Below are 23,635 nucleotides of genomic sequence, written 5' to 3' on the forward strand. Positions count from 1 at the left end.
GAGCCTGGCTCCCAACAGATTAGTACAGACGAGTGCGGCGTGCGTTTTCGCGAGCCAGTTTCTTCGCGTGACGTTTCACTGCAGAAGCTTTAGCGCGTTTACGTTCGGTAGTCGGTTTTTCATAGAACTCACGACGACGAACTTCCGCCAGAACACCTGCTTTTTCGCATGAACGTTTGAAGCGACGCAGCGCTACGTCGAACGGCTCGTTTTCACGTACTTTAATTACCGGCATGTAACTCTCACCTTTGATAAATTCGGTTTGCCGCTGGCATCAGCGCCAGCTTATTTCAAAATGGTGCGGAATTTTACTGCAATTGCTGCTGCTTTGTAAAGCACCGACGCGATTTTTGAAAGGGACTTTTATAAGGACAGGGAGTATACACGAAGTGAACGCCAGGGGTGAGGAAAGTTTTATACCCGTCGTCTTTCAGCCCGCAGGGGCGTTGGCTTTTGAGTTACGAGTCTCATCCATGAGACTCGCCCTTACGGGCCGTCGTTCCACGACGTTCAAATCTGTTCCTGACAGATTTGTCGCTTACCCCAGTCACGTACTTTCCGTACGCTCCGGGGGATGTGCTGCGTCGCTGCCTTCCCGCGACCTGAAATTCTTAGGGTATACATCAATCCGCATTGGTCCTACACTGCGCGGTATTGAAACGAGGTAAAACTAGCCATGCGTGTACTGGGAATTGAAACATCCTGCGATGAAACCGGCATCGCCATTTATGACGACGAAAAAGGTCTGTTAGCCAACCAGCTGTATAGTCAGGTGAAATTGCACGCTGATTACGGCGGCGTGGTGCCTGAGCTGGCCTCGCGCGACCACGTGCGTAAAACTGTCCCCCTGATTCAGGCGGCGCTCAAAGAAGCGGGGCTGACGGCAAAAGAGATTGATGCCGTTGCGTATACGGCGGGCCCGGGCCTGGTTGGCGCGCTGCTGGTCGGCGCAACGGTTGGCCGATCGCTGGCGTTCGCCTGGAACGTGCCGGCGATCCCGGTACACCATATGGAAGGGCACCTGCTGGCGCCGATGCTGGAAGATAATCCGCCGCAGTATCCTTTTGTCGCGCTGCTGGTTTCCGGCGGCCATACCCAGCTGATCAGCGTCACCGGCATTGGCCAGTATGAACTGCTAGGCGAATCGATTGACGACGCGGCGGGCGAAGCCTTCGATAAGACAGCGAAACTGCTGGGGTTAGATTATCCCGGCGGCCCGATGCTGTCGAAGATGGCCTCCCAGGGCACCGAAGGGCGCTTTGTCTTCCCGCGCCCGATGACCGACCGCCCCGGGCTGGATTTCAGCTTTTCTGGCCTCAAGACTTTTGCCGCGAACACCATCCGCAGCAACGGCGATGACGACCAGACCCGCGCCGATATTGCCCGCGCGTTTGAAGACGCGGTCGTGGATACGCTGATGATTAAGTGTCGCCGCGCGCTGGAACAAACCGGCTTTAAACGGCTGGTGATGGCGGGGGGCGTCAGCGCTAATCGTACGCTGCGCGCGAAGCTGGCGGAAATGATGCAAAAGCGCGGTGGGGAAGTCTTCTATGCCCGTCCTGAATTTTGCACCGATAACGGCGCGATGATTGCCTATGCCGGGATGGTTCGTCTGCACTCCGGGGCGAAAGCGGAGCTCGGCGTCACCGTTCGTCCGCGCTGGCCGCTGGCTGAGCTCCCGGCGGCATAACGTCTGATGTTTCACAGGCCGACGTCCTGTCGGCCTGCCTTCCTGCTTATTCCATACTCTTACATAGCGAACAAATCGCCCCCTGGTGCTTGTGCGAATGCATCACGTCAGGACGTTCGTACTCTTCCCGGCAGCTCAGGCAGCGGTAAACGGTGATCGACGCGTTACCCTGCGCATCGTAGCGCGGCTCGGCAATACCATCATCGTACTGTTTAATGTAATAGCGCCCGCGGGTAGCGATCCCCATGACCGGCGTCATCACGAAAGCCACCACCAGCGCAATCAGCGGCGAGAACGGTGCCAGCGTTTCGCCCAACAGGCCGAAGAAGGCGCTAATCGACAGGCCTGCCGCGAGGGCAAAAGAGACCACGCCTACCGGGTTGACGTTGTAGATCATCCCGCGGCGATACTCCGGCTGCGCCGGCGCCAGCTTCAGCACCCCTTTGTTGAGGGTGATGTCGGTGGCGACCACCACCACCCAGGCGATGGCAAAGTTAGAATAGAAGCCGAGGATCCACGCCAGAGCGCTAAACATGTCGCCTTCCATCAGGGCAAGGGCAATCGTCAGGTTGACGATGACGAAAATAATCCGCCCCGGGTAGCGCTTGGTGGTGCGTGTCCAGGCGCTGGTCCACGCCAGCGAGCCGGAATAGGCGTTGGTGACGTTAATTTTAATCTGCGAGATAACCACCAGCACCACCGCGAGGGTGAGCGCCAGCCAACCGGGGACCAGGTTATCGAAGACGCTGACGAACTGTTGCACCGGTTCGGTGTTGTGCACCGCAGGGAAGCGGGTCAGTAGATAGAAGCCGAGGAAAGCGCCGATAATTTGTTTAATCGCGCCTAACACGACCCAGCCCGGACCGGCGGAGAACACCGCCAGCCACCAACTTTTGCTGTTTTCCGCGGTTTTTGGCGGCATAAAGCGCAGATAGTCGATCTGCTCGCCAATCTGCATGATCAGCGACAGGCACACCCCCGCGCCGAGCATAATGGCGGTTAAATCTACCGTTGCAGCGTTGTTTTTACCGGCGAAGTTCATAAATCCATCCACCAGATCCGGGTCTTTGGCGATAAGCCAGGCCACCGGAACCACCATCAGGACCAGCCACAGCGGCGTCGTCCAGACCTGAAGGCGAGTCAGCGCCTTCATGCCGTAGACCACCAGTGGCAATACCATCAGCGTAGCGATGAGGTAGCCCATCCACAGCGGGATCCCCAGGCCTACCAGCAGCCCCTGCGCCATGATCGAGCCTTCAAGTGCGAAGAAGATAAAGGTAAATCCGGCGAAGATAATGCTGGTGATCACCGAGCCAAAGTAGCCGAAACCGGCGCTGCGGGTGATCAGGTCAAGGTCGATGTTATAGCGCGCGGCGGTAATCGCCAGCGGGATACCGGTAAGAAAAATAACCAGCGCCGCCAGCAGGATCGCGTAAATTGCATTGGTGGTGCCCCACGCCATGCCGATGCTGGCGCCAATAGAAAAGTCAGCCAGATAGGCGATGCCGCCTAAGGCGGTCACCGCCACAACCCCCGGTCCCCAGCGGCGAAAGCTCAGCGGAGCATAGCGAAGGGTATAATCTTCCAGCGTTTCTTTGGAGCCGGAGGCACTGGTTTGCGCAGGTAAATCAGTTTTTATATCCAGTGATGACATAGTCATTCCTTAATGGTTAGGCATGACTGGAATTAGCAAACCTTATGCCACATCGCAGGGCAGGCGCTATCAGGGCTTCATGAAGGGTATGGCTAAAGAGAGGGCAGGGCGTGCACCATCCCGACACCTCTGCGCCGGGATGGTGCAGGGGTTACTTGCCGAGCATGCCTTTGTCTTCGATAAAGGCGATGATATTTTGCAGGCCGTCACCGCTTTTCAGGTTGGTGAAGCTCCACGGGCGTTCGCCGCGCATGCGCAGGGTATCGCGCTCCATCACTTCCAGAGACGCGCCCACGTACGGTGCAAGATCGGTTTTGTTGATCACCAGGAAGTCGGATTTGGTGATCCCTGGTCCGCCTTTGCGCGGGATCTTTTCCCCTTCCGCCACGTCGATCACGTAGATGGTAAGATCCGCCAGCTCCGGGCTGAAGGTGGCGCTCAGGTTATCGCCGCCGCTTTCCACAAAGATGAGATCGAGATTGCCGAATTTCTCGCTCAGCGCTTCCACCGCGGCAAGGTTCATCGACGCATCTTCCCGAATAGCGGTATGCGGGCAGCCGCCGGTTTCGACGCCGACAATTCGTTCAGGCTCCAGGGCACCGGCTTCGGTGAGAATGCGCTGATCTTCTTTGGTATAGATGTCGTTGGTGACCACCGCCAGCTGCCAGGTGTCGCGCATGGCTTTACAGAGGGCTTCCAGCAGCGCGGTTTTTCCGGAGCCGACCGGGCCGCCGACGCCGACGCGCAACGGTTGCTTAATCATGTTCATACCTTCTCCTAAGAACGGAATAATCGGGAATACTGGGTTTCGTGCCGGGCGGAAGCGATAGCCGCAAGCGGCGTCGCCGAACCGAGGGCGTCGTCCGGGGCGGCAAGGGCGCTGTCCATGTCCGCCGCGTAGCGGTCGCACAGGCGCAGAATCAACTGCTGGGCCGCCTGCTGGCCAAATGGCACCAGCTTGACGCCCGCCATCACCGCGCTTTCAATCCAGCTATAGCCAAGGCTCAGGGCCAGGTCAGGAATAGCGATTTGCCAGCGTACGCCGAGCCACGCCATGCCGGTTAGCTGACTTTGCTGGCACAGCTTGCGCCACTCGGGCGGGCAGTCCGGCTGCCAGTCGGCCAGCAGCCGGGTGAAGGCCGCGCCGCGGTTGCGCTCTTCATCGCGCAGCTCGCGAGTTTCCCGGCAGGCGAGAAGATAAGCGGTCCAGCGCCGGGCGCAGGCCAGATCGCCCGCTTCGCAGGCCCGGTAGAGGCGGGCAAACAGCGGCAGGTCGACGGTAAAAAAGCTCTGCTCCATCTGCCGCAGCTGCCAGTGCTCAAAGGCGGCGGTATCTGCTACCCAGCCCGCTTCCACTGCCCACTCCAGCCCCTGGGACCAGCTGTAGCCGCCAACCGGGAGGCTGCTGCTGGCAAGCTGCATCAAGCGCAGACGTTTTTCCGGCGTCGGCATTTAGTGGCTGTGCTCATGATGGTGATGATGGTGATGGCCATGCGACTCGCTGGCGTAGGCACCGGCTTCCGGTTCAAACGGCAGATGCGCGAAATCCACGGCCAGACCAAACTGGCGCAGCATCTCGTCCAGGACGTGATCGTGATGATAGCGCAGCTCGCCGGGCATAATTTGCAACGGTACGTGGCGATTGCCAAGGTGATAGCAGGCCTTCGCCAGCACAAAGGGGTCATCGCAACGTACGACCGAAACGGCTTCATCGGCGGCGATCACTTCAATGAACTCGCTGCCGTTTTCGTTGCTGAGAATATCGCCGCCGCGCAGCAGCAGGCCGCGCGGTAGCAGCAGGCCCGCCTGACGACCATCGTTAAGCGTGACTTTTATGCGGCTTTTTACCCGCACGTCAATCGGCAGAGTAACGCTGGCGGTGGCCTGCGCCGGTGTCTCCACCCGCTGGGTTAAATAAAGCATGTGCGCTCCTTAAAACAGGAAATAACGTTGCGCCATTGGTAGCACGTCCGCCGGTTCGCTGGTAATCAGTTCGCCGTCGATGCGCACCTCGTAGGTTTGCGAATCCACGGTAATATTGGGCAGCAGACCGTTGTGGTGCATATCGGCTTTTTGTACCGCGCGGCAGCCTTTCACCACCGCCGTCGCGCTGTGCAGGTTCAGCCGTTCAGCGATGCCGTTTTCCGCCGCCGCCTGCGACAGGAAGGTCAAACGGCAGCTGTGACGGGCGCTGCCCAGCGCGCCGAACATCGGGCGATAGTGTACCGGCTGCGGCGTTGGGATAGAGGCGTTGATGTCGCCCATCGGCGCCATGGCGATCATGCCGCCTTTAACGATCGTTGCAGGTTTCACGCCGAAGAAGGCCGGGGACCACAGCACCAGATCCGCCAGTTTACCGGCTTCAATCGAGCCGACTTCGTGGGCGATACCGTGGGTCAACGCCGGATTAATGGTGTATTTAGCGATATAGCGCTTCACGCGGAAGTTGTCGTTATCGCCGCTCTCTTCCGCCAGCGGTCCGCGTTGAACTTTCATGCGGTGCGCTACTTGCCAGGTGCGCAACACCACTTCGCCGACGCGCCCCATCGCCTGCGAATCAGACGAGGTGAGGGAGAAGGCGCCGAGGTCGTGCAGGACGTCCTCCGCGGCGATGGTTTCACGCCGAATGCGCGATTCGGCAAACGCTACGTCCTCGGCGATATCCGGGTCGAGGTGATGGCAAACCATCAGCATATCCAGATGTTCGTCAATGGTGTTGACGGTATAGGGCAGCGTCGGGTTGGTCGATGACGGCAAAATATTGGGGTGCGCGCAGGCGGTAATAATATCCGGCGCATGGCCCCCGCCCGCGCCTTCGGTATGGAAAGTATGGATAGTGCGTCCGCCGATGGCCGCCAGGGTATCCTCAACGAATCCGGACTCATTGAGGGTATCGCTGTGCAGCGCGACCTGCACGTCCATTTCGTCGGCCACGGTCAGCGCGCAGTCGATTGCCGCCGGGGTCGCGCCCCAGTCTTCATGAATTTTCAGGCCGATAACCCCGGCCGCGACCTGCTCACGCAGCGCGTCGGGATTCGAGCCGTTGCCTTTACCCAGCAGGCCAATATTGACCGGCAGGCTGTCCGCTGCCTGCAGCATCCGCGAGATGTACCACGGCCCGGGCGTGCAGGTCGTGGCGTTGGTGCCTGCCGCCGGGCCGGTCCCGCCGCCGATCATGGTGGTAACGCCGGAGACCAGCGCTTCTTCCGCCTGCTGCGGACAGATCCAGTGAATATGCGTATCGACGCCGCCGGCGGTGACGATCTTGCCTTCCGCCGCAATAATTTCCGTGGCCGCGCCGATAGGGATCGTGACGTTGGGCTGAATATCCGGGTTGCCGGCTTTGCCGATCGCGAAGATCCGTCCGTCTTTGACGCCGATATCGGCTTTGACGATCCCCCAGTAATCGACGATCAGGGCGTTGGTCAGCACCAGATCCACGCACTCGGCGGAAAGCATCTGTCCTTGTCCCATTCCGTCGCGGATCACTTTACCGCCGCCAAATTTGACCTCTTCGCCGTAGGTGGTCAAATCATCTTCGACTTCGATCCACAGCTCGGTGTCAGCCAGGCGAACTTTATCGCCGGTGGTAGGGCCGAACATGTCAGCATAGGCCTGACGTGATATTTCACTCATCATTTGCCTCCAGCGCGCCCATCACCTCACCGCGAAAACCGTACACCGCGCGGGTTCCGGCCAGCGCCACCAGCTCCACCTCGCGTTTTTGGCCCGGCTCGAAGCGTACTGCGGTGCCGGCGGCGATATTCAGGCGATAGCCGGTCGCCTGCTGGCGATCGAACTTCAGCGCCGGGTTGACCTCGGCGAAGTGGTAATGCGAGCCGACCTGAATCGGTCGGTCGCCGTGATTTTCAACGATAATGCAGCAGGTGGCGCGGCCGACGTTAATCGCTATCTGGCCGGGTTTTACCTGATATTCTCCTGGGATCATCGCGCTACCTCAGATTATCGGGTTATGGACGGTAACCAGCTTCGAGCCGTCCGGGAAGGTGGCTTCGACCTGGATATCGGGGATCATTTCCGGCACGCCTTCCATGACCTGATCGCGGCTCAGGACGTGGCGCCCCTCTTCCATCAGCTCGGCGACGCTTTTGCCGTCGCGCGCACCTTCCATAATAAAGGCGCTAATCAGGGCCACGGATTCGGGATAGTTGAGCTTCAGGCCGCGGGCCAGGCGACGCTCCGCCACCAGCGCGGCGGTGAACAGCAACAGCTTGTCTTTTTCTCGGGGTGTCAGTTCCATAGCGTTCTCTTAAGTCAGCCAGATTCGGGGAAGTACCGGAGATTTGCCGGTCAGGTGCGGGCGCATAAATTGCCAGATATCGCGCATCGCCCGCTGGCAACGCAGATTATCGTCACTTAGAAAGCGTACCGTCAGCAGGCCGTCGGTGAGCGTCGCGCCGGCGTATTTTGCCAGCGGCGTAAGTTTTTCGCGTACGCCTTCCAGCAGCGTTTCGTTCGCCGGGTAGAACAGCATCGTTCCCACCCACGGCTGCTGCGCGACGCAGGCCAGCTGTCCATCGGCCAGGCTCAGGCGCTCAATCAGCAGCGGAGAGCCGTCGACCCACACCTCCAGGCGATTGGCAAGCGCGCCGTGGCTAAAGGCTTCGCCGATGACCGGCCGGCCAAGACACAGCAGGTCCCAGGCCAGCAGCGTGCTGGAGGCGGCGAGATGAAATGCGGTATGCAACGAGGCGTTGGCGCCGGGAAAGAAGATCGCGTCCTGCGGCAGCCACTCGAGCGTCGAGTTTTCGGCCAGCGTCAGGGTTTGCTGAAGCCGCGCCTGCGCGCCGCTGCTGCGATAAAACTTGCTGGCGCCGGGCATAGTTATCAGCGTATGGCAATCGGGATCAATGGTCGCGCTAATGGTGAGCTCATCGCCGCCGACGATGCCGCCGGGCGGATGAAGCAGATAGAGATGGCAGGTCTCTTCTTCGGGGTAAAACGGGCGCTGAACGGTGAGGGGACCGACATGACGACGGGAGGCGAGCGTGGTTTTCCCGCCGAGAAATTGAAACTGGAGGTCCAGCGAGGCCTGCCAGCCTTTTTTATTCTGTGGTAACACGGTGCCGTGCAATGTCGCGCCCCTGCAAAATCAAGATAAAACAGCAGCGAAGAGTATTGATCGGGGGCTAACCATCCCGGTCATATGAAAAGCTTATGCCCGTCATACTTCGGGCCATGGCCGCGTTGGCAACGGGCTACTCGGCCCATCCATGGGCCTCGCCCTGGCGGGCCGTCGCAAGCGACGTTCAAATCTGCTCCCGGCAGATTTGTCGCTCGCCCGAATCACTGACTGGAGTAAGTTCATCGGTACTCACTCACTTGCCGCCTTGCCGCGAGTTGTGGCGAAGCAAAGGCTATTTCTGCTCCGGCGCTTTTTTCTTCTTTTTGAAACGAGACCAGATGCGGGTTTCCTGACGACGCCACAGACGCTGTATGTTGTCGTGATGGCGCAGCAGAATCAGGCAAGACAGCATCGAAACGGGGAAAGTGTACTGCGGTTTGAACCACCAGACATAGAAGGGCGCAATCAGCGCGCTCACGATGGCCCCAAGAGAGGAGTAGCCGCTAAGTAGAATCGTCAGCAGCCAGGTTCCGGCCATCACGCCGGTAAGATCCCAGCCGATAGGAGCAATGGCGCCGAAGGCGGTCGCCACGCCTTTGCCGCCGCGAAAGTTAAAAAATACCGGCCAGATATGGCCCACGCAGGCGGCGATCGCCACCAGGCCGAGCCAGAACGGCGTCAGGCCTAACGCCCACGCGCCCCAGACCGGCAGCATGCCTTTCAGTACGTCAAAAATAAGCACCGCTACGGCTGCGCCTTTGCCACCAATTCGCAGGACGTTTGTCGCCCCTGGATTGCCGGAGCCGCTGTCGCGGGGGTCGGGAAGGCCAGCGAGGCGGCAAACGAGAATGGCGCTGGAGATTGAGCCGCAGAGGTAGGCGAGGATAACCAGTCCAGGCGCGATTGCACTCATCAGCTGTTCCATTTAGAAAGAGTTGGTTTATCCCCAGCGCCGTCGGCGCGCTGGCCCGCCCGGACGCATCGCAATGCCATGCGCCTGGAGCCTTGCCGCGTCGCGGTCTTACTGCAACGCAAATTATTTAGGGGATGTCTTTGCATCTGTGGATAATACGCATAATTGGCCAGAAGTGGTATCCGGTTTAGTCAAAAAGCAGGCGGGTCGTGATGGATATTGTATTTATAGAGCAACTTTCGGTAATCACCACGATTGGTGTTTACGACTGGGAACAAACCATCGAACAGAAGCTGGTGTTCGATATCGAAATGGCGTGGGATAACCGTAAAGCGGCGGCCAGTGATGATGTCAACGATTGCCTCAGCTATGCTGATATCAGTGAGCTGGTGATCAACCACGTTGAGGGAGCGCGCTTTGCGCTGGTGGAGCGCGTGGCGGAAGAGATAGCCGACCTGCTGCTGGAAAAGTTTCAATCACCATGGGTACGTATTAAAGTCAGCAAGCCCGGCGCGGTAGCGCGAGCGGCCAACGTTGGCGTCATTATTGAACGTGGCCTTAATCTGAAACAAAACTTTTCAGGTCATACTCGTTAAACAAAGTGTGTTTATACCGGTCATAGAATCCGACCATCAGGCTATGCTATTTGCCGTTTTGTTCCAGAACAGCGCTCGAAATCCTTGCGTACAACCTGTACGCTCATTTTTCTGCGCGCTGTCTGCGGCCAAATAAGCACGCCTGATAGCTCGGTTCTTCGTTCCTGGTTTTTTTCATTTTACTTTTTAAAGGGTTTAATTGGATGAGCGATATACACTCGCTGCTGATAGCGGCAATATTGGGTGTGGTTGAGGGTTTGACAGAATTTTTACCTGTCTCCAGTACTGGTCATATGATTATTGTCGGTCATCTGCTGGGTTTTGAAGGCGATACCGCAAATACTTTTGAAGTAGTGATTCAGCTTGGCTCCATTCTGGCCGTTGTGGTGATGTTCTGGCGCCGTCTGTTTGGCTTAATCGGCATTCATTTTGGCAAAAAGCCTGAACATGAAGGCCAGGGCAGCGGTCGCCTGTCGCTTATCCATATTCTTTTGGGGATGATCCCGGCGGTGGTGCTGGGGCTGATTTTCCACGATACCATCAAGTCGCTGTTTAACCCGATTAACGTGATGTATGCGCTGATTGTGGGCGGCGTGCTGCTGATCGCGGCGGAAGTGCTGAAGCCAAAACAGCCGCGCGCGGTGGGCATTGATGATATGACCTATCGTCAGGCGTTCGTCATCGGCTGCTTCCAGTGTCTGGCGCTATGGCCGGGCTTCTCGCGTTCCGGAGCGACGATTTCCGGCGGGATGCTGATGGGCGTAAGCCGCTATGCGGCCTCTGAGTTCTCGTTCCTGCTGGCGGTGCCGATGATGATGGGGGCAACCGTACTGGATATGTACAAGAGCATCGGGTTCCTGAACGCCAGCGATATTCCGATGTTTGCCGTCGGTTTTGTCACGGCGTTTATCGTTGCGCTGATTGCGATTAAAACCTTCCTGCAGCTGATTAAACGTATTTCGTTTATCCCGTTCGCCATCTACCGCTTTATTGTCGCGGCAGCGGTCTACGTGGTCTTCTTCTAAGCGCCCGCCCTCAGTCCCGCGGCTGAGGGCAACGCTTTTCTTTCCAGCGGGCGACGGCCTGAATTCGCCGACGCGTCAGCTCTTCACGAATCTCAACGCCCTGAAAACCTTCGGCAACCACCTCTTTTGTTGAGACCGACCGGGCAACATCCCAGGCTTCCAGCAGCAGGCGTCCCTGCGGATAATCGCAGGCTTCAAAGCCGGTGCGCCCGCGCACGTCGGCCTCGCTGGTTAACGCGATTTGTCTGACACGATGCGGCTTGCGCCAGGCGTCAATATTATCGAACAGCTTGACCAGCGTCTTCGGCTGCAGGATAGGCAGCGTATGAATCAGATCGTGAAATTCGGCGACCAGCTTCGCCAGGTCGCGAATGTCGTTTGGTACTCGCAGGCGGGTGCAGAGCTGCTCGACCAGCTTAACCCCCGCCGGGCCGTGACCATGATGGCGCGGCCAGAGCGCTTTCGGCGTCAGCCCTTTCCCCAGGTCGTGGCATAGGGTGGCAAAACGGACATCCACTTCGGGCGAGAGCATTGCCGCCATGGTGACGGTCATCAGCGTGTGCAGGCCAGTGTCGATTTCCGGGTGCCATTTAGCCGGGGCCGGTACGCCATAAAGCGCGTCGACTTCCGGGAACAGCACCTTGAGCGCGCGGCAGTCGCGTAATGTCTGGAAGAAGACCTGCGGATTGCGGGTGGAAAGGGCGCTTTCCGTCTCTTTCCACACCCGCTCAGGCGTGAGGTGCGCCAGCTCGCCGGCATCGGCCATGGCGCGCATCAGCGCCATGGTTTCATCGGCGATGCGGAACCCCAGATGCGCGTAGCGGGCGGCAAAACGCGCCACGCGCAGGACGCGTAGCGGATCCTCGCTAAAGGCGGGCGAGACGTGGCGCAACAGGCGCTGGCGTAAGTCAGCCTGGCCGCCGTAGGGATCGATAATCTGGCCGTCGGCGTCCTGGGCCAGCGCATTGATCGTCAGATCGCGGCGCAACAGGTCTTGTTCAAGGGTAACGTCGGCTGCGGCATAGCAGGTAAAGCCGGTGTAACCAGAACCTGACTTGCGCTCGGTACGCGCCAGGGCATACTCTTCGCGGCTTTGCGGATGAAGGAACACGGGAAAATCACGGCCTACCTGCTGGTAGCCCGCGTCGAGAAGTTGCTGAGGCGTGGCGCCAACTACGACCCAATCTTTGTCTTTAACCGGTAGCCTTAATAACGCATCTCGTACTGCACCACCGACCAGATAAACCTTCACGCCTTACTCTCCCGTCTTCATTTTCTTACGATGATACGTAAGTCTGGCAGAGAAGACGAATTAGTTCATCCAACGGTCTTTGCGTTTGCGGCTCGGTACCAGGTGCGGCAACACCAGTCCGAGGATCAGGCCGACGCCCAGCACGCCGCCGCCGTACATAAACCACTGCATGATAATGGTGCGCTGTTTGTCATCAAGCTGTAGATTCGCGGCGTTTACCTTTTTCTGCGCGACAACCAGCTCATTTTTCAGCTTTTGGTTCTCTTCTTTCAGGCCGTTAATCACGGCGTCGCTACCGGCGACTTTCTTCTGCATGTCCGCCGTGCGCTGGTTCCAGGTGGTGTCGATGTTGTTGAGTTTGTCGGTCAGGGTTTTGACCTGGTTTTCCAGATCCGGCACGCGGGTGCGCAGGCTGGGCTCGTTGCTCAGCTCTTTCAGGGGGATCCAGGCTGTACGGCCGCTGCCGTCGCGTACCTGAGCATAGTTAGTGCTGTCGTTGGTTTGCAGCACCGCGACTTCTTCCCCAGCGTTGATGGTGCCCACGAGACGATAGTTATCGCCTGGACCGCTGCGCACCCAGGTATTCAGTTCATCTGAAACGTAACGTTTTTCTTCCGCGTGAACCGCCGTGGCGGCGCTCAGCGCCAGCAAAGTCAATGTAATAAGGCGTAATTTAGGCATCAGGTCATCGTTTGGTCATAAAAAGTTGAACGATAGTAGTGGCATCGCCGAAGCGACGCAAAGTTTTCCGCCACAATCGGAATCATCCAGGAGGTGGCCCGGCAAAATGCGCATTGCATGGCGATTCGCCGCAAAATACTATTTACTGACAAGAAATATCGTTGTTAGTTCGCCGCAATTTCCCGGCACAGCATATAAGCGGAAGAATTCAGTCATGGCTCAAGAAATCGAATTAAAGTTTATCGTCGCTCAGGATGGCGTTGACGCGCTGCGTCAGCACCTCAGTACGCTGGAGGCAAAGCATACGCCTGCGGGTCAATTGCTGAATATTTACTATGAAACGGCGGATAACTGGCTGCGCCGCCACGACATGGGGCTACGCATTCGCGGTGACCAGGGGCGCTATGAAATGACGCTGAAAATCGCCGGGCGCGTCGTCGGCGGCCTGCATCAGCGTCCGGAATACAACATTCCGCTGGACACGCCGGAGCTGGCGCTGGAGAAACTGCCGGCTGAGGTCTGGCCGCAGGGGGAACTGCCGGCGGAGCTCGCACAGAACGTACAGCCGCTTTTCAACACCGATTTTGCGCGTGAAAGATGGGTGGTCAAGGAAGGCGACAGCGAAATTGAAATCGCGCTCGACCGCGGCGAAGTGACAGCCGGCGAGCATCAGGAACCGATTTGTGAACTGGAGCTGGAACTGCTGTCCGGTAAAACGCAGGACATTCTGACCCTTGCCCGTCGCCTGCTGGATACCGGCGTACTGCGCCAGGGTAGCCTGAGCAAGGCGGCGCGCGGTTATCATCTGGCGCAGGGCAATGAAGAACGTCCGCTGACCGCGTTAACGATCCTTCGCGTCGCGCCGAAGGCCAGCGTCGAACAGGCGCTGGAAGCGGCGCTGGAAAGCGCGCTCGCGCACTGGCTGTATCATGATGAACTCCTCAATCGCGGCAATGCGAAAGCGAAAGCGGAGATTTTGCACGCTATTGCCCGCGTGCGGCACGCGCTGGTGCTATTTGGCGGTATTGTCCCGCGCAAGGCCACCACGCTGCTGCGTGAGCGTCTGAATGAAGCCGAAACGGCGCTGGCCGAGGCCGAAACGGCCCAGGCGGCGCTTTTCAGCGTGGCGACCGTCAGAGCCAAGCTGACGCTCACCGATCTGCTAGTAAACCGCGGCTGGCGTCCTTTCCTGAACGCTGCCGGGGAGCAGAAAATTGCCGGATCGTTTAAACGCTTCGCGGATATTCAGCTCTCCAGAGCTGCGGCGGAGCTGAAAAACACCTTTCGCCAGCCGTCCGCTGACGGTTATGTCGATCAGCTTCCGCGCCTGACCCGCGAAATTGACACCGTTCAGCTGTTATCCGGAGCCTATCTCGACGTCGCCGGGCCGTGGCTGGAAAACTGGCAAGAGACCCGCCGGGCGATTGCGCATAACGACAGTAGCGTTATCGAATATTTTCGTCGCCAGGCGCTGGCAGCGGAGCCGTTCTGGCTGCATAGTGGAAAACGATAATTTCAGGCCAGGGAGCCCCTAAGATGCCGCTTTCTTCGCAGTTACAGCAGCACTGGCAGACGGTTGTAGACCGACTGCCAGCGGATTTTCCCGTATCGACGTTGAGCGAACGGGCGCAATCGGTTATGGCCTTCAGCGATTTTGTCGAGCAGAGTCTGATCGCGCAGCCGCAGTGGCTGGCGGAACTTGAAAGTTCGCCTCCCGAGGCGCTGGAGTGGCACCACTACGCCGAGTGGCTGCAGGTTCGCCTGGCCGAGGTCAATGATGAGGCCGCGCTGATGCGCGAGCTGCGCCAGTTTCGCCGCTGGATTATGGTGCGCATCGCCTGGGCCCAGGCGCTATCGCTGGTCAGCGAAGAGAGCAGTTTGCAGCAGCTAAGCGCGCTGGCGGAGACCTTAATCGTCGCCGCGCGCGACTGGCTTTACGCCGCCTGCTGTCGCGAATGGGGGACGCCGTGTAATGCTGAAGGTTCAGCGCAGCCGCTGCTGATCCTCGGCATGGGCAAGCTCGGCGGCGGCGAGCTGAACTTCTCCTCCGACATCGATCTGATTTTCGCCTGGCCGGAGCACGGCTCCACCCGCGGCGGCCGTCGTGAGCTGGATAACGCGCAGTTTTTTACCCGTCTCGGACAGCGCCTGATTAAGGTGCTGGATCAGCCCACCCAGGATGGCTTTGTCTACCGCGTGGATATGCGATTGCGCCCGTTTGGCGACAGCGGCCCACTGGTGCTGAGCTTTGCCGCGCTGGAAGATTATTACCAGGAGCAGGGGCGCGACTGGGAGCGCTACGCGATGGTAAAAGCGCGAATCATGGGCGATAACGATGGCGTTTACGCCAGCGAGCTGCGCGCCATGCTGCGGCCGTTTGTCTTCCGCCGCTATATTGATTTCAGCGTGATTCAGTCACTGCGCAACATGAAGGGAATGATCGCCCGTGAAGTGCGCCGCCGGGGTCTGAAGGATAATATCAAGCTTGGCGCGGGCGGTATCCGCGAAGTGGAGTTTATCGTCCAGGTCTTCCAACTGATTCGCGGCGGTCGCGAGCCGATGCTGCAACAGCGGGCCCTGCTGCCGACGCTGGCCGCTATCGAAGAGCTGCACCTGCTGCCGGAAGGCGATGCGCGGAGCCTGCGCGAAGCCTATCTGTTTTTGCGACGCCTGGAAAACCTGCTGCAAAGCATCAACGACGAGCAGACGCAAACCCTACCCCAGGATGAACTTAATCGCGCCCGGCTGGCCTGGGGGATGGGGGCTGCCGACTGGGATACGCTCAGCGCGCGGCTGGCGGAGCAGATGGCCAACGTGCGGCGCGTGTTTAATGAATTGATTGGCGATGATGAAACCCAGTCGCCGGATGAACAGCTTGAAGAGTACTGGCGCGAACTGTGGCAGGACGCGCTGCAGGAGGATGATACCAGCCCGGCGCTGGCGCATCTTGCCGACAGCGATCGCCGCAGCGTGCTGGCGCTGATCGCCGATTTTCGTAAAGAGCTGGACCGGCGCACGATTGGTCCGCGCGGCCGCCAGGTGCTCGACCAGCTCATGCCGCACCTGCTCAGCGAAATTTGTTCGCGCGCCGATGCCCCGGTGCCGTTGGCGCGCATTACGCCGCTGCTCACCGGGATTGTCACCCGCACAACCTATCTGGAACTACTGAGCGAATTCCCCGGCGCGTTAAAGCACCTGATTAGCCTGTGCGCGGCGTCGCCGATGGTCGCCAGCCAGCTGGCTCGCCATCCGCTGCTGCTGGACGAGCTACTGGACCCGAATACGCTTTATCAACCGACGGCCACCGATGCCTATCGCGACGAGCTTCGGCAGTATCTGCTGCGCGTACCGGAAGAGGATGAAGAGCAGCAGCTGGAGGCGCTGCGCCAGTTTAAGCAGGCGCAGCTGCTGCATATCGCTGCGGCCGATATCGCCGGAACCCTGCCGGTGATGAAAGTGAGCGATCACTTGACCTGGCTGGCGGAGGCGATGATTGACGCGGTGGTTCAGCAAGCCTGGCTGCAGATGGTGGCCCGCTATGGGCAGCCGACGCACCTGCACGATCGCCAGGGGCGCGGTTTTGCGGTGATCGGCTACGGTAAACTCGGAGGCTGGGAGCTGGGCTACAGTTCCGATCTCGACCTGGTGTTCCTCCACGATTGTCCGATGGAGGTGATGACCGACGGCGAGCGCGAAATCGACGGTCGTCAGTTTTATCTGCGCCTGGCCCAGCGCATCATGCATCTTTTCAGCACTCGCACTTCGTCGGGCATTTTGTACGAAGTGGACGCTCGCTTACGTCCTTCTGGCGCGGCGGGCATGCTGGTGACTACCGCCGATTCCTTTGCCGATTATCAGCAAAACGAGGCATGGACCTGGGAGCACCAGGCGCTGGTTCGCGCCCGCGTAGTGTACGGCGATCCTGAGCTACAGACGCGCTTTGACGCCATTCGTCGGGATATTCTCACCGCTCCGCGAGAAGGCGAAAAACTGCAAACAGAAGTGCGGGAAATGCGTGAAAAAATGCGCGCTCATCTGGGGAATAAGCATCACGATCGCTTTGATATTAAAGCCGATGCCGGGGGAATCACCGATATTGAATTTATTACCCAGTATCTGGTCCTACGCTATGCCAGTGATAAACCGAAGCTCACGCGCTGGTCCGATAACGTCCGTATTCTGGAACTGCTGGCGCAGAATGACATTATGGACGAGGCAGAGGCGAGGGCGTTAACTCACGCTTACACCACGCTGCGCGATGCGCTACATCACCTGGCGCTGCAGGAGCAGCCGGGGAACGTGGCGCCAGAGGCGTTTAGCCAGGAGCGCGAACAGGTCAGCGCCAGCTGGCAGAAGTGGTTGATGGCTTAACTAAAAAAACGGGTGTGCTATTATCGCGCGCAAAGTTTGCGTCTCGCAGGAGAGAGGAATGAAAGTAACGCTGCCAGAGTTTGAACGTGCAGGAGTGTTGGTGGTTGGCGATGTGATGCTGGACCGCTACTGGTATGGTCCCACCAGCCGCATTTCGCCGGAAGCGCCGGTGCCGGTGGTGAAGGTGGAAAATATCGAAGAACGTCCTGGCGGCGCGGCAAACGTGGCGATGAACATTGCGTCCCTCGGCGCGACCTCTCGCCTCGTTGGCCTGACCGGGATTGACGATGCCGCCCGCGCGTTGAGTAAGGCGCTGGCCGACGTTAACGTGAAGTGCGATTTTGTTTCTGTCCCGACGCACCCGACGATTACCAAACTGCGCGTACTGTCGCGTAACCAGCAGCTGATTCGTCTTGATTTTGAAGAGGGTTTCTCCGGCGTCGACCCGCAGCCGATGCACGAGCGGATTCAGCAGGCGCTGGGTTCCATTGGCGCGCTGGTGCTGTCTGATTACGCCAAAGGCGCGCTGACCAGCGTTCAGACCATGATTAAGCTGGCTCGCGACGCGGGTGTCCCGGTGCTCATTGATCCGAAAGGCACTGATTTTGAACGCTATCGCGGCGCCACCCTGCTGACGCCTAACCTCTCAGAGTTTGAGGCGGTAGCGGGTAAATGTAAGGATGAAGAAGAGATCGTTGAACGCGGGATGAAAATCATCGCCGATTTTGACCTCTCCGCGCTGCTGGTGACCCGTTCCGAGCAAGGGATGACGCTACTGCAGCCTGGGCGGCCGCCGCTGCATATGCCTACTCAGGCGCAGGAAGTTTATGATGTTACCGGCGCGGGCGACACGGTCATCGGCGTGCTGGCGGCAACGCTGGCTTCCGGCAACACGCTGGAAGAGGCCTGCTATTTTGCCAACGCGGCGGCGGGCGTCGTGGTGGGTAAACTTGGTACCTCAACCGTTTCACCTATCGAACTGGAGAACGCGGTACGCGGGCGCTCAGAGACCGGTTTTGGCGTGATGGGTGAAGAAGAGCTGAAGCTGGCGGTCGCCGCGGCGCGCAAGCGTGGCGAGAAAGTGGTGATGACCAACGGCGTGTTCGACATTTTACACGCGGGCCACGTTTCCTACCTGGCGAACGCTCGCAAGCTGGGCGATCGGCTGATTGTGGCGGTGAACAGCGACGCATCAACGAAGCGTCTGAAAGGCGAGTCTCGTCCGGTCAATCCGCTGGATCAGCGAATGATCGTGCTGGGCGCGCTGGAAGCCGTCGACTGGGTGGTCTCTTTTGAAGAGGACACTCCGCAGCGGCTGATTGCAGGCATTCTGCCGGATCTGCTGGTGAAAGGCGGCGACTATAAGCCGGAACAGATTGCCGGTAGTGAAGAGGTGTGGGCAAACGGCGGCGAGGTGCTGGTGCTCAACTTCGAAGACGGTTGCTCGACGACCAATATCATTAAGAAGATCCAGAAAGATAACAAACAGTAATGTGTTCTCTCCGCACTGTAGCGGCGGTATATCCGGGATTATCGCGCTAACCGAGGCGTAACCGGCGATAACGCTGCAACACAGAACAAAAGAGGCCCGCGATCGCCTAATTGCGGGCCTCTTTATATTTAATGACGGCATAAATGATTTGGCTCAATAAATCACCATGTTGGGCGCATTTTTCGTACAAAAAACGTTAAGGTAAGGATAAATACTGAAGTAAGTAAAAAGCATATGACCAATCAGAACACCAACGGCTGAAGGAGTATGCGTATGAAGAATAACGATATGTATTTAATGAAGAATTTTGATTTCCTGGCTCAGAGTTTCGCCAGAATGAACGCACAAGGTCAGCCCGTCGATCTTCAGGCCATTGTTGGCAATATGGATGAAGCGCATCGTGAATGGTTTTGTCAACGCTATGAGCTTTACTGCCGGCAGGCGAACAACGCTATGACGCCAGAAGCGGAGCTGGAGCACTAATCAACTTTCCACCTTACCGATATAACAACGGGCCTTGCGGCCCGTTGCTTGTTTTTACTGCTTCTCTTCAGCGTCTGGTGTCGCCGGCGCGCTCAACGAACGACTTTCCAGATCGTTAAGACGCTGCTCCAGCAGCGCCAGCTTTTCACGCGTGCGCAGCAGCACCTGCGTCTGCACGTCGAACTCTTCGCGGCTTACCAGGTCCAGGCGAGTTAACTGCGACTGGAGCACCTGACGAATTTTTTTCTCCACGTCTTCCCCCAGATCGCGGAGCCCTTTTGGCATCGATTCATGAACCTGACGGGCGATTTGTTCAATTTTTTTCGGGTCAATCATGGTGGTATCCTGCTCTGGTCGGTTATGCGCTCATTGTAGTGCGATCGTCGGTGCCTATAAACCATAAATGTTTGAAGCTTATGCATTGCCGACGATAGTCAATAGCGTTATAGTGACTTTGCTTATTCTCAGGGCGGGGCGAAATTCCCCACCGGCGGTAAATCAACCATAGCGTTGAAAGCCCGCGAGCGCTTTCTGTGAATGCAGAAAGGTCAGCAGATCCGGTGTAATTCCGGGGCCGACGGTTAGAGTCCGGATGGGAGAGAGTAACGGCTCAGTCGGGTTTCTGCCCGCTTGCGTTGACTTTTGCCGCTAAACCGGCGCTCCTAAGACTGCCCTGATTCTGGTAACCATACAATTAATGAGGTTTTTTTTACCATGAATCAGACGCTACTTTCCTCTTTTGGTACCGCTTTTGAACGTGTGGAACACGCTTTAGATGCATTGCGCGAAGGCCGCGGTGTGATGGTACTTGACGATGAAGATCGTGAAAATGAAGGCGATATGATTTTCGCCGCTGAAACCATGACCGTTGAGCAAATGGCCCTGACTATTCGTCACGGCAGCGGTATTGTTTGCCTGTGCCTGACGGAAGATCGCCGTAAACAGCTCGACCTGCCAATGATGGTTGAGAACAATACCAGCGCCTACGGTACTGGTTTTACCGTGACCATCGAAGCCGCTGAAGGCGTGACCACTGGCGTTTCCGCCGCTGACCGTGTGACCACCGTGCGCGCGGCAATTGCCGATGGCGCCAAGCCGTCCGACCTGAACCGTCCTGGCCACGTTTTCCCGCTGCGCGCGCAGCCGGGCGGCGTCCTGACCCGCGGCGGCCATACCGAAGCGACTATCGATCTGGTGACCCTGGCGGGTTTCAAACCGGCTGGCGTACTGTGCGAACTGACCAACGACGACGGTTCTATGGCTCGGGCGCCTCAGTGCATCGAGTTTGCTCAGCAACACAATATGGCTGTGGTCACTATCGAAGATCTCGCGGCTTACCGTCGCGAACACGAGCGTAAAGCCAGCTGATTTCGGCTTATTCGCTTAACAAAGCCCACCTCAAGTGGGCTTTGTTGTTTTTGTCTTTTAGCCGATTCCCACCGTTTGCAAAACCACCAGGCTTAATCCCATCACCGACATCCCGCACAGCACGCCATAGCTCGGGTTGCTTTGCGGATCGAGTTCTTTCGCCAGCGGCATAAGCTCATCGACTGACAGCGCAATCATGATACCGGCCACCGCGGCCATGACCGCGCCTATCATTACCGGGGATATCACGCTGCCCAGAACCAGCCAGGCCAGCACGCCGCCAAGGATTTCCGCCATGCCGGAAAGACCCGCCCAGAATACCGCTTTACTTCTGGAACCCGTGGCGGCATAAACCGGTCCGGCTACCGCCAACCCTTCCGGGATGTTATGTAGCGCAACGGCTAACGCGACCCCCATCCCCAGTTCGAGGTTATTGCTGGCCGTCACGAAGGTCGCTATGCCCTCGGGGAAGTTATGCAGGCTGATGCCTAACGTCAGCAATATCGCCGTACGGCGCAGATTGCGCGGGCGGGAAATACCGGGAGACATCAGATCCTGGGGGTGGGCGTGAGGCAGTATGCGATCAAGCGCAAAATAGCCCAGAAGACCGATAATAAACATGCCGTAGCCGAGCAGCGGCGACATACCTTCGGTAGCCAGCGCGGCAGGCAGCATTTCCATCAACGAAATCAACAGCATGATCCCGGCGGCGAAACCCAGAGAGAACCCCAATAAGCGGTTCGAGGGTTTCTGCCCAATAACGCCGAAAATTGCCCCAATAAAGGTGGCGCTCCCTGCCAGCAGGGTCAAAATTATGGGGGATGACATCCTGCATCTCCTTATGAAAATGATTCTTATGAAGAGTATTTCTCTTCATTAACGATCGCAAACGCGCTGATGCACGCTTTACCGACTCTTACATTCAAATTTTCTGACGATCATCATCATGCTTATCTGAGTTTATCCTCCATAGAAAGAGCGTAATGTAAATACATCAACTTTCTTAATAAAGGATATCACTATGTCCCGTACCCGCATGCCCGCGCTCTTTTTAGGCCACGGTAGTCCGATGAACGTGCTGGAAGATAACATCTATACCCGCGCCTGGCGGCATCTGGGCGAGACGCTGCCGCGGCCTAAAGCCATTGTGGTGATTTCCGCGCACTGGTTTACACGCGGTACGGGAGTGACCGCGATGGAGGCGCCGAAAACGATCCATGATTTTGGCGGTTTTCCACAGGCGCTTTACGATACGCTTTATCCGGCGCCGGGTTCACCTGAGCTGGCCCAACGCCTGGTTGAGCTGCTGGCGCCGGTGCCGGTGACGCTGGATAAAGAAGCCTGGGGCTTTGACCACGGTTCATGGGGCGTGTTGATTAAAATGTATCCCGATGCCGATATTCCGATGGTGCAACTGAGTATTGATAGCACGAAACCCGCCGCATGGCATTTCGAAATGGGGCGTAAGCTGGCTCAGCTGCGCGATGAAGGGATTATGCTGGTCGCAAGCGGCAACGTGGTGCATAACCTGCGTACCGCGCGCTGGCACGGCGAGAATACGCCATATCCCTGGGCTGAGTCGTTTAATGACTACGTGAAAGCGAATCTGAACTGGAAAGGCCCCGTGGCTGAGCATCCGCTGGTGAATTACCTGGCGCATGAAGGTGGATCGCTATCTAACCCGACGGCCGATCACTTCCTACCGCTATTGTACGTACTAGGGGCGTGGGACGGCGAGGAGCCGATAACTATTCCGGTTGAAGGAATAGAGATGGGGTCGTTGAGTATGCTGTCATTAGTGATTGGCGCTTGAGAAAAAACAAAACCCCGGCAGTAAGCGGTGCAGCCGGGGTTCAGTGTTACTCGACGAAAATGTGCGGATAAAAGCGCGACAGGTCCTGAGTGATCAGCGCCCGGTCTTCGCGAATGCCAATTCCCGCAGGCTGATCGTTAATTAGCCAGCTGCCAATCAACGTGTAGCTGTCGCCAAACTTCGGCAAGGGATAGAACTCCTGGACGATGGTGCCTTCTTCGCCGTACGGCCCTTCTACCGACTCCAGCACTTTACCGTTCTCCACGATAGAGACGTTAGCGCCTTCGCGTGAGAAGATGGGCTTGATAACGTACTTGTCCATCTCCGGATGCGCATCTTCGCTGAAATAAGCGGCCAGTAGGTTTGGATGGTTGGGGAACATATCCCACAGCAGCGGCAGCAGCGCTTTGTTGGAGATAATGCTCTTCCACGCTGGCTCCAGCCAGCGCACGCCAGCGTCTTCCAGCTTGGTAGAGAAGACCTCACGCAGCATGAACTCCCACGGATAGAGCTTGAACAGATTACCAATCACCTGGTCCTGCAGGTCGGTAAACTGACCTTTTTCGCCAAGACCGATATCTTCGATGTAAAGGAATTCGGTTGCCACACCCGCTTCTGCGGCGCAGTCCTGCAAATATTGCACGGTACCGCGGTCTTCAACGGTATCGCGGCAGCAGGCCATATGCAGCAGCTGAAAGCCGAACTGCTCGCGCAGCTCGCTGAAGCGTTCGATCAGCTTCTCCTGCAGGCTGTTGAACTGATCGCTGCCCGCCGGAAGTTGACCGGCGTTAAGCTGATCTTCCATCCAGATCCACTGGAAGAATGCCGCTTCATACAGAGACGTTGGCGTATCGGCGTTGTTCTCCAGCAGCTTCGGCTCACCTACGCCGTCCCACGCGAGATCGAGACGCGAATACAGCGAAGGCTGATGGGTTTTCCACGACTGACGTACAAAGCCCCATGTGTGTTTGGGGATGCGAAATTTGACCATTAACTCATCGCTGGCGATGACTTTCTCTACCGCCTGCAGACACATCTGATGCAGTTCAGCGGTAACATCCTCAAGCTTCTCAACCTGCGCCAGCGTCAGTTTGTAATAGGCCTCTTCGCTCCAGTACGGCTCGCCGTACATAGTGTGAAAGTTAAAGCCATATTCTGTCGCCTTTTCGCGCCAGTCCGGGCGCTCGGTAATGCTGATTCTTTCCATGTCG

The 23,635-nt window shown here is 57.8% G+C and carries 25 protein-coding genes, 1 pseudogene and 1 riboswitch; of the genes and pseudogenes, 10 read left to right on the forward strand and 16 right to left on the reverse strand.

Features of this window, described 5'->3' with window-relative positions:
* Positions 1-19: 19 nt before the first annotated feature.
* On the reverse strand, positions 20-235 hold the full coding sequence (gene rpsU, locus EGY08_RS18875) for a 30S ribosomal protein S21 (RefSeq protein ID WP_001144069.1): 216 nt from the start codon (positions 233-235) through the stop codon (positions 20-22).
* Between the two features lie 441 nt (positions 236-676).
* On the opposite strand from rpsU, the gene tsaD reads away from it, so the two are divergent.
* The gene (gene tsaD, locus EGY08_RS18885; RefSeq protein WP_004125376.1) at positions 677-1,690 is read left to right on the forward strand and encodes a tRNA (adenosine(37)-N6)-threonylcarbamoyltransferase complex transferase subunit TsaD; all 1,014 of its coding nucleotides are present in this window, start codon (positions 677-679) and stop codon (positions 1,688-1,690) included.
* Positions 1,691-1,736: 46 nt separating this feature from the next.
* Here tsaD and EGY08_RS18890 read toward each other — a convergent pair whose 3' ends face one another.
* From EGY08_RS18890 to EGY08_RS18925, 8 genes are all read right to left on the reverse strand, one after another.
* A complete protein-coding gene (locus tag EGY08_RS18890) occupies positions 1,737-3,344 on the reverse strand; it encodes a purine-cytosine permease family protein (protein WP_123828758.1) in 1,608 nt (535 codons plus the stop codon).
* A gap of 151 nt (positions 3,345-3,495) precedes the next feature.
* Positions 3,496-4,113: an urease accessory protein UreG gene (gene ureG, locus EGY08_RS18895; protein WP_004105899.1), complete on the reverse strand. Its 618-nt coding sequence runs from the start codon at positions 4,111-4,113 to the stop codon at positions 3,496-3,498.
* Positions 4,114-4,121: 8 nt separating this feature from the next.
* Complete coding sequence (locus EGY08_RS18900) at positions 4,122-4,796, reverse strand: urease accessory protein UreF (RefSeq protein WP_004125365.1); 675 nt, start codon at positions 4,794-4,796, stop codon at positions 4,122-4,124.
* Positions 4,797-5,267 carry an urease accessory protein UreE gene (gene ureE, locus EGY08_RS18905; protein ID WP_123828759.1) on the reverse strand — a complete coding sequence of 157 codons (471 nt, stop codon included), beginning with the start codon at positions 5,265-5,267 and terminating at the stop codon, positions 4,797-4,799.
* 9 nt (positions 5,268-5,276) lie between these two features.
* Entirely contained in the window at positions 5,277-6,980 is a 1,704-nt protein-coding gene (gene ureC / locus EGY08_RS18910) for an urease subunit alpha (RefSeq protein ID WP_004125360.1), read from the reverse strand.
* Entirely contained in the window at positions 6,973-7,293 is a 321-nt protein-coding gene (locus EGY08_RS18915; protein ID WP_049112561.1) for an urease subunit beta, read from the reverse strand. Before EGY08_RS18915 ends, ureC begins: the two co-directional genes overlap by 8 nt.
* A gap of 9 nt (positions 7,294-7,302) precedes the next feature.
* On the reverse strand, positions 7,303-7,605 hold the full coding sequence (locus tag EGY08_RS18920; protein WP_004125356.1) for an urease subunit gamma: 303 nt from the start codon (positions 7,603-7,605) through the stop codon (positions 7,303-7,305).
* A 9-nt stretch (positions 7,606-7,614) separates the two neighbouring features.
* Positions 7,615-8,439 (reverse strand): urease accessory protein UreD, encoded by an 825-nt coding sequence (locus EGY08_RS18925; RefSeq protein WP_123828760.1) that lies wholly within the window; start codon positions 8,437-8,439, stop codon positions 7,615-7,617.
* On the opposite strand from EGY08_RS18925, the pseudogene EGY08_RS31100 reads away from it, so the two are divergent.
* A pseudogene (locus EGY08_RS31100) lies at positions 8,429-8,512 on the forward strand (short-chain dehydrogenase); the annotation flags it as partial. The gene EGY08_RS18925 and the pseudogene EGY08_RS31100 overlap by 11 nt on opposite strands.
* Positions 8,513-8,722: 210 nt before the next feature.
* Here the strand turns inward: EGY08_RS31100 and plsY are convergent.
* Positions 8,723-9,343: a glycerol-3-phosphate 1-O-acyltransferase PlsY gene (plsY, locus tag EGY08_RS18930; protein ID WP_004125351.1), complete on the reverse strand. Its 621-nt coding sequence runs from the start codon at positions 9,341-9,343 to the stop codon at positions 8,723-8,725.
* A 212-nt stretch (positions 9,344-9,555) separates the two neighbouring features.
* Here plsY and folB point away from each other — a divergent pair, with 212 nt between their 5' ends.
* Positions 9,556-9,939, forward strand: a complete 384-nt coding sequence (gene folB / locus EGY08_RS18935; protein ID WP_004125349.1) for a bifunctional dihydroneopterin aldolase/7,8-dihydroneopterin epimerase — start codon at positions 9,556-9,558, stop codon at positions 9,937-9,939.
* A 203-nt stretch (positions 9,940-10,142) separates the two neighbouring features.
* Positions 10,143-10,964 carry an undecaprenyl-diphosphate phosphatase gene (gene bacA, locus EGY08_RS18940; RefSeq protein ID WP_004125333.1) on the forward strand — a complete coding sequence of 274 codons (822 nt, stop codon included), beginning with the start codon at positions 10,143-10,145 and terminating at the stop codon, positions 10,962-10,964.
* A 10-nt stretch (positions 10,965-10,974) separates the two neighbouring features.
* Here the strand turns inward: bacA and EGY08_RS18945 are convergent, their stop codons facing one another.
* Entirely contained in the window at positions 10,975-12,216 is a 1,242-nt protein-coding gene (locus EGY08_RS18945) for a multifunctional CCA addition/repair protein (RefSeq protein ID WP_004125331.1), read from the reverse strand.
* Positions 12,217-12,276: 60 nt separating this feature from the next.
* Positions 12,277-12,897 (reverse strand): TIGR04211 family SH3 domain-containing protein, encoded by a 621-nt coding sequence (locus EGY08_RS18950; protein ID WP_004125329.1) that lies wholly within the window; start codon positions 12,895-12,897, stop codon positions 12,277-12,279.
* A gap of 214 nt (positions 12,898-13,111) precedes the next feature.
* Here EGY08_RS18950 and EGY08_RS18955 point away from each other — a divergent pair, with 214 nt between their 5' ends.
* The 3 genes from EGY08_RS18955 to hldE are packed head-to-tail and all read left to right on the forward strand — an operon-like array spanning position 13,112 to position 18,760.
* Positions 13,112-14,410, forward strand: a complete 1,299-nt coding sequence (locus tag EGY08_RS18955; RefSeq protein WP_032741958.1) for an inorganic triphosphatase — start codon at positions 13,112-13,114, stop codon at positions 14,408-14,410.
* Between the two features lie 23 nt (positions 14,411-14,433).
* Complete coding sequence (gene glnE, locus EGY08_RS18960) at positions 14,434-17,268, forward strand: bifunctional [glutamate--ammonia ligase]-adenylyl-L-tyrosine phosphorylase/[glutamate--ammonia-ligase] adenylyltransferase (protein ID WP_004125325.1); 2,835 nt, start codon at positions 14,434-14,436, stop codon at positions 17,266-17,268.
* A 58-nt stretch (positions 17,269-17,326) separates the two neighbouring features.
* A complete protein-coding gene (hldE, locus tag EGY08_RS18965; protein WP_004125323.1) occupies positions 17,327-18,760 on the forward strand; it encodes a bifunctional D-glycero-beta-D-manno-heptose-7-phosphate kinase/D-glycero-beta-D-manno-heptose 1-phosphate adenylyltransferase HldE in 1,434 nt (477 codons plus the stop codon).
* 153 nt (positions 18,761-18,913) lie between these two features.
* Here hldE and EGY08_RS31330 read toward each other — a convergent pair whose 3' ends face one another.
* Positions 18,914-19,042 (reverse strand): hypothetical protein, encoded by a 129-nt coding sequence (locus EGY08_RS31330; protein WP_305955102.1) that lies wholly within the window; start codon positions 19,040-19,042, stop codon positions 18,914-18,916.
* Between EGY08_RS31330 and glgS the strand changes: the two genes are divergently transcribed.
* Complete coding sequence (glgS, locus tag EGY08_RS18970; protein ID WP_004125321.1) at positions 19,034-19,243, forward strand: cell surface composition regulator GlgS; 210 nt, start codon at positions 19,034-19,036, stop codon at positions 19,241-19,243. The two genes, EGY08_RS31330 and glgS, sit on opposite strands and share 9 nt — an antisense overlap.
* 54 nt (positions 19,244-19,297) lie before the next feature.
* Here the strand turns inward: glgS and ubiK are convergent, their stop codons facing one another.
* Positions 19,298-19,579, reverse strand: a complete 282-nt coding sequence (ubiK, locus tag EGY08_RS18975) for a ubiquinone biosynthesis accessory factor UbiK (protein ID WP_049089054.1) — start codon at positions 19,577-19,579, stop codon at positions 19,298-19,300.
* A 120-nt stretch (positions 19,580-19,699) separates the two neighbouring features.
* Positions 19,700-19,851: riboswitch (FMN riboswitch) on the forward strand.
* 106 nt (positions 19,852-19,957) lie between these two features.
* Between ubiK and ribB the strand changes: the two genes are divergently transcribed.
* The gene (gene ribB / locus EGY08_RS18980) at positions 19,958-20,611 is read left to right on the forward strand and encodes a 3,4-dihydroxy-2-butanone-4-phosphate synthase (protein ID WP_004125315.1); all 654 of its coding nucleotides are present in this window, start codon (positions 19,958-19,960) and stop codon (positions 20,609-20,611) included.
* A gap of 57 nt (positions 20,612-20,668) precedes the next feature.
* Here ribB and zupT read toward each other — a convergent pair whose 3' ends face one another.
* Positions 20,669-21,439: a zinc transporter ZupT gene (gene zupT, locus EGY08_RS18985; RefSeq protein ID WP_049112688.1), complete on the reverse strand. Its 771-nt coding sequence runs from the start codon at positions 21,437-21,439 to the stop codon at positions 20,669-20,671.
* A 193-nt stretch (positions 21,440-21,632) separates the two neighbouring features.
* On the opposite strand from zupT, the gene ygiD reads away from it, so the two are divergent.
* Positions 21,633-22,424 (forward strand): 4,5-DOPA dioxygenase extradiol, encoded by a 792-nt coding sequence (gene ygiD, locus EGY08_RS18990; RefSeq protein ID WP_123828761.1) that lies wholly within the window; start codon positions 21,633-21,635, stop codon positions 22,422-22,424.
* Between the two features lie 46 nt (positions 22,425-22,470).
* Here the strand turns inward: ygiD and EGY08_RS18995 are convergent, their stop codons facing one another.
* Positions 22,471-23,631, reverse strand: a complete 1,161-nt coding sequence (locus EGY08_RS18995; RefSeq protein WP_004125306.1) for a glutathionylspermidine synthase family protein — start codon at positions 23,629-23,631, stop codon at positions 22,471-22,473.
* Between the last annotated feature and the right edge of the window lie 4 nt (positions 23,632-23,635).

This window comes from Klebsiella sp. FDAARGOS_511 (assembly GCF_003812845.1).
In the GTDB taxonomy this organism is placed as follows: domain Bacteria; phylum Pseudomonadota; class Gammaproteobacteria; order Enterobacterales; family Enterobacteriaceae; genus Klebsiella; species Klebsiella grimontii.

Bases quoted from the DNA above. Each gene is read 5' to 3' on its own strand.
- EGY08_RS18890 (WP_123828758.1), bottom strand. From the start codon at position 3,344: ATGTCATCACTGGATATAAAAACTGATTTACCTGCGCAAACCAGTGCC.
- EGY08_RS18920 (WP_004125356.1), bottom strand. From the start codon at position 7,605: ATGGAACTGACACCCCGAGAAAAAGACAAGCTGTTGCTGTTCACCGCC.
- plsY (WP_004125351.1), bottom strand. From the start codon at position 9,343: ATGAGTGCAATCGCGCCTGGACTGGTTATCCTCGCCTACCTCTGCGGC.
- EGY08_RS18900 (WP_004125365.1), bottom strand. From the start codon at position 4,796: ATGCCGACGCCGGAAAAACGTCTGCGCTTGATGCAGCTTGCCAGCAGC.
- zupT (WP_049112688.1), bottom strand. From the start codon at position 21,439: ATGTCATCCCCCATAATTTTGACCCTGCTGGCAGGGAGCGCCACCTTT.
- glgS (WP_004125321.1), top strand. From the start codon at position 19,034: ATGAAGAATAACGATATGTATTTAATGAAGAATTTTGATTTCCTGGCT.
- EGY08_RS18915 (WP_049112561.1), bottom strand. From the start codon at position 7,293: ATGATCCCAGGAGAATATCAGGTAAAACCCGGCCAGATAGCGATTAAC.
- tsaD (WP_004125376.1), top strand. From the start codon at position 677: ATGCGTGTACTGGGAATTGAAACATCCTGCGATGAAACCGGCATCGCC.
- EGY08_RS18995 (WP_004125306.1), bottom strand. From the start codon at position 23,631: ATGGAAAGAATCAGCATTACCGAGCGCCCGGACTGGCGCGAAAAGGCG.
- folB (WP_004125349.1), top strand. From the start codon at position 9,556: ATGGATATTGTATTTATAGAGCAACTTTCGGTAATCACCACGATTGGT.
- bacA (WP_004125333.1), top strand. From the start codon at position 10,143: ATGAGCGATATACACTCGCTGCTGATAGCGGCAATATTGGGTGTGGTT.
- ureC (WP_004125360.1), bottom strand. From the start codon at position 6,980: ATGAGTGAAATATCACGTCAGGCCTATGCTGACATGTTCGGCCCTACC.
- ubiK (WP_049089054.1), bottom strand. From the start codon at position 19,579: ATGATTGACCCGAAAAAAATTGAACAAATCGCCCGTCAGGTTCATGAA.
- ureG (WP_004105899.1), bottom strand. From the start codon at position 4,113: ATGAACATGATTAAGCAACCGTTGCGCGTCGGCGTCGGCGGCCCGGTC.
- ygiD (WP_123828761.1), top strand. From the start codon at position 21,633: ATGTCCCGTACCCGCATGCCCGCGCTCTTTTTAGGCCACGGTAGTCCG.
- ureE (WP_123828759.1), bottom strand. From the start codon at position 5,267: ATGCTTTATTTAACCCAGCGGGTGGAGACACCGGCGCAGGCCACCGCC.
- glnE (WP_004125325.1), top strand. From the start codon at position 14,434: ATGCCGCTTTCTTCGCAGTTACAGCAGCACTGGCAGACGGTTGTAGAC.
- ribB (WP_004125315.1), top strand. From the start codon at position 19,958: ATGAATCAGACGCTACTTTCCTCTTTTGGTACCGCTTTTGAACGTGTG.
- EGY08_RS18950 (WP_004125329.1), bottom strand. From the start codon at position 12,897: ATGCCTAAATTACGCCTTATTACATTGACTTTGCTGGCGCTGAGCGCC.
- EGY08_RS18955 (WP_032741958.1), top strand. From the start codon at position 13,112: ATGGCTCAAGAAATCGAATTAAAGTTTATCGTCGCTCAGGATGGCGTT.
- hldE (WP_004125323.1), top strand. From the start codon at position 17,327: ATGAAAGTAACGCTGCCAGAGTTTGAACGTGCAGGAGTGTTGGTGGTT.
- rpsU (WP_001144069.1), bottom strand. From the start codon at position 235: ATGCCGGTAATTAAAGTACGTGAAAACGAGCCGTTCGACGTAGCGCTG.